This is a genomic window from Amycolatopsis sp. NPDC051071, assembly GCF_040682875.1.
GTDB lineage: Bacteria > Actinomycetota > Actinomycetes > Mycobacteriales > Pseudonocardiaceae > Amycolatopsis.
This window is the reverse complement of the sequence record NZ_JBFBBY010000215.1, coordinates 5,418-11,273: the sequence shown is the minus strand read 5'-3', so window position 1 is coordinate 11,273 and position 5,856 is coordinate 5,418. Positions and strand designations below refer to the sequence as shown.

6 protein-coding genes are annotated in these 5,856 nt (G+C 69.0%); 2 read left to right on the top strand and 4 right to left on the bottom strand.

Annotation, left to right across the window (positions count from 1 at the left end):
- Window positions 1–98 precede the first annotated feature (98 nt).
- A complete protein-coding gene (locus tag AB0M65_RS37345; RefSeq protein WP_364039069.1) occupies window positions 99–1,385 on the bottom strand; it encodes a geranylgeranyl reductase family protein in 1,287 nt (428 codons plus the stop codon).
- A 31-nt stretch (window positions 1,386–1,416) separates the two neighbouring features.
- Complete coding sequence (locus AB0M65_RS37340; protein ID WP_364039065.1) at window positions 1,417–2,106, bottom strand: demethylmenaquinone methyltransferase; 690 nt, start codon at window positions 2,104–2,106, stop codon at window positions 1,417–1,419.
- A 179-nt stretch (window positions 2,107–2,285) separates the two neighbouring features.
- Between AB0M65_RS37340 and AB0M65_RS37335 the strand changes: the two genes are divergently transcribed.
- The gene (locus AB0M65_RS37335) at window positions 2,286–2,672 is read left to right on the top strand and encodes a hypothetical protein (RefSeq protein ID WP_364039062.1); all 387 of its coding nucleotides are present in this window, start codon (window positions 2,286–2,288) and stop codon (window positions 2,670–2,672) included.
- Here the strand turns inward: AB0M65_RS37335 and AB0M65_RS37330 are convergent.
- A complete protein-coding gene (locus AB0M65_RS37330) occupies window positions 2,665–3,444 on the bottom strand; it encodes an AfsR/SARP family transcriptional regulator (RefSeq protein ID WP_364039059.1) in 780 nt (259 codons plus the stop codon). The genes AB0M65_RS37335 and AB0M65_RS37330 overlap by 8 nt on opposite strands.
- 157 nt (window positions 3,445–3,601) lie before the next feature.
- A complete protein-coding gene (locus AB0M65_RS37325; protein ID WP_364039056.1) occupies window positions 3,602–4,720 on the bottom strand; it encodes a glycosyltransferase family 1 protein in 1,119 nt (372 codons plus the stop codon).
- 110 nt (window positions 4,721–4,830) lie between these two features.
- Between AB0M65_RS37325 and AB0M65_RS37320 the strand changes: the two genes are divergently transcribed.
- Window positions 4,831–5,661, top strand: a complete 831-nt coding sequence (locus AB0M65_RS37320; RefSeq protein WP_364039053.1) for an inositol monophosphatase — start codon at window positions 4,831–4,833, stop codon at window positions 5,659–5,661.
- The last annotated feature ends 195 nt before the right edge of the window (window positions 5,662–5,856 follow it).

Sequence of the window (5,856 nt, the reverse complement as noted above, 5' to 3'; positions counted from 1 at the left end):
CACATCACCACCACACCCACCCCCACCAAACAAGACACAACCACCACACCAGCAAACCCAGCCCAACCCAGAGCCGCCTAAGTTCCTGGCATTGCGGCTCAGCGCGGAGTGGGGGTGGCCCGCGCCAAAGCGGCGATGAGGCGGTCGACGCCGTCCCCGCCCTTGGCGTCGTAGCAACCCGAGAGTCCCTTGTAGACCAGCGGAAGGATCGAGTTGATCCGCAGCCCGTACTTCGTCGCGGCATGCATGATCTTCGGCTTCCCGATCAGCTTCGCGAAGACGTTGCCGAGCCGGTAATACCCGCCCATCAGCTCCCCGACGGCACGCGGGTAGCCCTCAAGCGCCCGCTCACGCGAAGGTCCTTCGCGCCGCGCGAGCGCCTGTACGACGAACTCCGACGCCAGCTGCGCGGACTCCATCGCGGCCGAGATGCCCTCGCCGTTGAACGGGCTGACCATGCCGCCCGCGTCGCCGAGGAGCAGGAGGCCGTCGCGGTAGTGCGGGGTGCGGTTGAAGCCCATCGGGAGACCGGCGCCGCCGACCTTGCCGATGGCGTTCTCCTCGCGGTAACCCCATTCCTCGGGCGTCCCGTCGAGCCACTGGCGCAGCAGCGCGCGGTAGTCGGTGCCCCGGAACGCGGCCGACGTCGACAGCATGCCGAGGCCCACGTTCACCGTGCCGTCACCGAGCGGGAACGCCCAGCCGTAGCCGGGCAGCAGCTTCGGGTCGCGCGGGTCGGAGCGATCCCACAGTTCCAGATGGCCCTCGATGAACGGGTCGTCGTGGCGCGGGCTCTTGTAGTACTGCCGCACCGCGACGCCCATCGGGCGCTTCTCGTTCTTCTGGATGCCGACGCTCAGCGCGAGCCGCGCGGAGACGCCGTCGCAGGCCAGCACCAGCGGAGCGCGGTAGCTCACCGGCGTCTTCTCCGGGCCGACCTTCGCCTCGACGCCGATCACGCGGCCGGTCGGGCTGGTGATCGCACCGGTGACGGTCGTGCGCTCGTAAAGCCGCGCACCCGCCTTGACCGCTGTCTTCGCGAGCAGGTCGTCGAAGTCCTGGCGGGTACGGGAAACGCCGTACGGCGGGTAGCTCGTCAGGTCCGGCCAGTCGAGTTCGAGGGTCAGCTCGCCGGTGAGGATCCGCAGGCCGCGGCTGTGCACCCAGCCCGCGTCCTCGCTGGTGTCGATGCCGAGGTCGATGAGCTGCTTGACACCGCGCGGGGTCAGGCCGTCGCCGCACACCTTCTCGCGCGGGAACTCGGTCTTCTCCAGCAGCAACACGTCGACGCCCGCGCGGGCGAGGTACGTGGCGGCGGTGGAGCCGGCCGGTCCGGCACCGACGACGATGACTTCGGCGTCGTGGTCTGCGTTGCGACGGGTCATGATTCGAATCTACAGCCGGGCGAAGCCCGTGTTATGCGGGCTTCTTCGCACGGTGGATGGCGACGACGCCGAACGTGAGGTTCAGCCACTCCACCTCGGTCCACCCGGCACTCGCGATGATCTCACCGAGCGTCCGCTGATCCGGCCAAGCCAGCATGGATTCGGCCAGGTAGGAGTAGGCCTCGGGGTTCGACGAGGTCCGGCTGCCGACCCAGGTGAGCAGCTTCGCGATGAACTTCCGGTGCAGGAACCGGATCGGCGGGAATGTGGGCGTCGACACCTCACAGATGACCAGGCGCCCGCCCGGTTTGACCACACGGGCGATCTCGGTGAGTGCGGCCTTGGTGTCGACGAAGTTCCGCAGGGCGAGCGAGATGGTGACCGCGTCGAAGCTGTCGTCGGCGAACGGAAGCTTCAACGCGTCGGCGGCGACCATCGGCACGCCGCGATGCTTGCCGGCCTTGAGCATGCCGACCGAGAAGTCCGCGGCGAGGCACCAGGCTCCGTTGCGTGCGTACTCGACGGTGGACACACCCGTGCCCGCCGCGAGGTCCAGCACCTTCTCGCCACGTTTGGCGTCCAGCACCCGTGCGGTGGTGGTACGCCAGCGGCGGTCGAAGCCGAAGGTCATGAACGAATTCGCGCGGTCGTAGCCGTCCGCGACGTCGTCGAACATGGCGGCGACTTCGTGCGGATCCTTGTCAAGACTCGCTCGGGACATACCGCTGAATCTAGACCTCGGCGCCTGAGTGTCCTGTGGTGAACCCACTCCGCGCCCCGGACGAAGTCGTTCAGACCATTCGACCGAGGTAATCGGACAGCAAAGTAACGGCAAAGCGAAGGCAGACACTCTGGTTCTCAGCGGCGGGAAACAGCCCGCCGGTTGAGAAAGGCAACGAGATGAGCTTCGTGAAGAAGACGGCCGTCACGGCCGCGCTGACCGGCGCCGTCATCGGCGGCGCGCTGCTGAGCGCCGCCCCGTCGATTGCTGCTCCCGCCTCCACCGATGGCGTCGTGGTCATCCAGGGCACCTGTGGTGACACGAAGGCTCCGTCCGTCAACGGCGGTGCGGCCGGCTGGACCATCACCTGCGCGGCAGGCAAGATCCGCGTCCAGGGCTGGGTCAAGGACACCGACGCCGACGGCAAGGCCGCCGAGGTCTACGGCACCTGGGGTTACGACGGCGCCAGCTTCGGCACCGTCCGCGCGGGCGGTGAAGGCACCAAGAAGACCTTCGACAAGGCCCACAAGGGATCGACGGTCTACCTGTACCTCCGCGTCATCTGACGTATCGCACCTGGCCGAATAACGCGGGAGCCGGTGACACACCGGCTCCCGCCGCATCACCCGCGAGGATCCGCCGCTCCAGGAACCGCAGTTCCGGCCCCGGTTCGAGGCCGAGCTGACCGATCGACACCCGGCGAGCGCGCCGGTAGGCTGCCAGCGCGTCGGACGTGCGCCCGGCCCGCCAGAGCGCGTCCATCAGGAGATACTGGGCACGTTGCCGCAGCGGATGCCGCCGCACCAGATCCGCGAGTTCCACGGCCGCGCTCGCATGCCGTCCGAGGGCCAGTTCCGCCTGGTAGAGCTCTTCGAGCAGGGCCAGGCGGTGTTCGGCGAGCCGCATGGTCTCGTCCGAAAGCAGCGGGACGTCCAAACCCTCGTACGGCGCGCCTTGCCAATGCGCGAGGGCCTGCCGGATCAAGGACACGCGCTGCGCGGGATCCGAGGACTTCAGCGCCTGGCTGCCCAGCGTCTCGAAGGTCTCGACGTCGAGTTCGCCGGGGTGGACCTCCAGGCGGTAGCCGCCGTTGTCGAACCCGAGCCGGTCAGCCTCGGGCAGGGCCTGCCGCAGCTTGTGGACGTGCCAGTGCAGCTTCGGCACCGCCCGCGGCTCCCAGCGGCTCTCCCACAGGGCTTCGGTGAGCACGTCCACCGGCACGAAGGTGTTCGCCCGGACCAGCAGCACTCCGAGCAGTGTTCTTCTCATCCGTCCACGCAGCGGGACCGACCGCGAACCGGAAGTGATGGTGAACGTCCCCAGTACTTCGAACCTCACGTGCCGTCCTCTCGCTCGATGGCTGAGGGGGACGATGGAGGCCGGATGTACAAAAGAGATACAAATGATCTTCGGGTAATCAGGCGAGTGCGGACAGCATTCCCTCTACCGACCGTGGCCAGGCGCGAGGGAGACTTTCCCGGCCGCTGCCTCTCTCTCAAGCCGCGCGGGCGACTTTGCCCTGGACGGCCTCGTAGTGGCCGACCAGTTCCCGGCAGACTGCGGGCCATGTGCGGCCCAGCACCACCTTGCGTGCCTTCTCCCCGAGCCTGGCGCGCAACGCGTCGTCGCGCAGGTCGTCGATCCTGTCCACCAGCGCCGTCGCGAACCCGGCGCGGTCGGCGGGCAGGAGGAACCCGGTGCGGCCGGGCAGGACCAGGTCCTTCGGGCCGCCCGCGTCCGGCGCGAGTACCGGGAGCCCGGACGCCATCGCCTCCTGGATGGCCTGGCAGAACGTCTCGTGCGGTCCCGTGTGGACGAAGACGTCGAGGCTCGCGTACGCGGCAGAAAGCTCTTCGCCGTATCGAGCGCCGAGGAACGCCGCACCGGGGATCCGTTCGCGGAGCATCGGCAGTTCCGGGCCGTCGCCGATGACGACCACTCGGATCCCGTCGATCCCGGCCAGCGCGGTCAGCCGTTCGACTTCCTTTTCCGGCGCGAGCCTGCCGACGAAACCGACCAGCAGTTCGCCGTCCGGAGCCAGTTCCGCACGCAAGGCGGGGTCGGCGTGCACCGGCGAGAACCGTTCGATGTCGACGCCACGCGCCCACCGGTGCACCCTCGGGATCCCGTGCAGTTTCAGCTTTTCCACCGAGTCCGACGACGGCGCGAGCGTGCGGTCGGCCCGCGAGTGCAGGCGCCGCACCCAACGCCAGGCCGCCTTGGCCGCGATACCGAAGCCGTACGCGGCGGCGAAACCGGCGATGTCGGTCTGGTACACCGCGACGCACGGCACACGCAGCCGTCTCGCCGCGGCGAGCCCGCGGGCACCGACCACGAACGGCGACGCCAGATGCACCACGTCCGGCCGGAAATCGGCCAGCGCGGTCAGCACGGTCCTGGTCGGCACGCCGATCGGAAGGGAGTTCACGCCGGGGAAGTCGAGGGCGGGGATGCGCACGACCGGGGCGCCGAGGTACTCGCACGGACCCGGTCCCGGGGCGATGATCAGCACGTCGTGCGCACGGTCGCGGAGGTGTTCCACGACGCGGAGCACGGAGTTGGTCACGCCGTTCACCTGGGGCAGGAAACTTTCGGTGACTATCGCGACTCGCACGGCCTCACTGTGGCATCCGGTTGTGACACCCATACCAACAAAAACGGAACAGACGACATGTCATCTCAAGGTCGTGTTCCGGAAACCAGTTTCGGCCACACTAGGCAGGCATGACCCTTCTGTCGTCTAGGCCGCCTCAACCCGTCGAGCCCGGGTTGCTGTCCAGGGCCCTCGAAGTCGCCGGACGGCTGGCCAACGACGCGACCGACGTGATCACCGCGACCGCCGGCCGGGGCGCGCACCCCGATCTGAAGGACTCACCCTTCGACTGGGTCACCGACACCGATCGCATCCTCGAACGCCACACCCGCCGCGTGCTGACCGCGGAATTTCCCGGTATCCCCGTGGTCGGCGGTGAATTCGGTGCCGACCACGGTGCCGACGTCGCCGAATACCGCTGGGTGGTCGACCCGGTCGACGGCACCGCGAACTACGTCGCCGGGGTGCCATGGTGCGCCTACAGCCTCGCGCTGATCGACGCTTCGGGACCGGTGGTGGGCGTCGTCGCCGACCCCTACCGCGCGCAGATCTACGCCGCCGCCCGAGGCCGCGGCGCCCGCGCGAACGGCAAACCGATCAAGCTGACCGACCGCTACGGGACGGCCGGGGCGATCGTGTGCACGGAGCTCACGCGAAAGGGCGTCTGGCCGGGGATGAGCGCGTTCATCGAACGCGCCGCGGCCGCGCACGCCGGGGTGCGGGTGCTTGGCTCGGCGGCGCTGGCGATCGCGCAGGTCGCGCTGGGTCACGCGGCCGCCGCGGTACTGCACAGCTACCGCGAATGGGACGTCGCCGGGTCGGTCGCGCTGGCCATCGAAGCCGGGGCCGTGGTGCTGGACCGGCACGGCGACGACTCGGCCCTGCCGGTGGACGCGCTACTGGTGGCGGCTCCGGGAGTGGCCGACGAGGTGCTGGGGTGGTGGCAGGCGTCCGTCGGCTGAGTGCCGCGCCTGCTCACGCGTGTTCCGCCTTCCCGCACGCGAGTTCCCCCTCCAAGCACGCGAGTCCCGCCCTCCAGCACGCAAGTTCCCTCTCCAAGCACGCGTGTTCCGCCTTCCCGCACGCGAGTTCCCCCTCCAAGCACGCGAGTCCCGCCCTCCAGCACGCAAGTTCCCTCTCCAAGCACGCGTGTTCCG

Excerpts from the sequence above, each read along its gene's own strand:
- AB0M65_RS37340 (WP_364039065.1), bottom strand. The coding sequence starts at position 2,106 with ATGTCCCGAGCGAGTCTTGACAAGGATCCGCACGAAGTCGCCGCCATG.
- AB0M65_RS37345 (WP_364039069.1), bottom strand. The coding sequence starts at position 1,385 with ATGACCCGTCGCAACGCAGACCACGACGCCGAAGTCATCGTCGTCGGT.
- AB0M65_RS37320 (WP_364039053.1), top strand. The coding sequence starts at position 4,831 with ATGACCCTTCTGTCGTCTAGGCCGCCTCAACCCGTCGAGCCCGGGTTG.
- AB0M65_RS37335 (WP_364039062.1), top strand. The coding sequence starts at position 2,286 with ATGAGCTTCGTGAAGAAGACGGCCGTCACGGCCGCGCTGACCGGCGCC.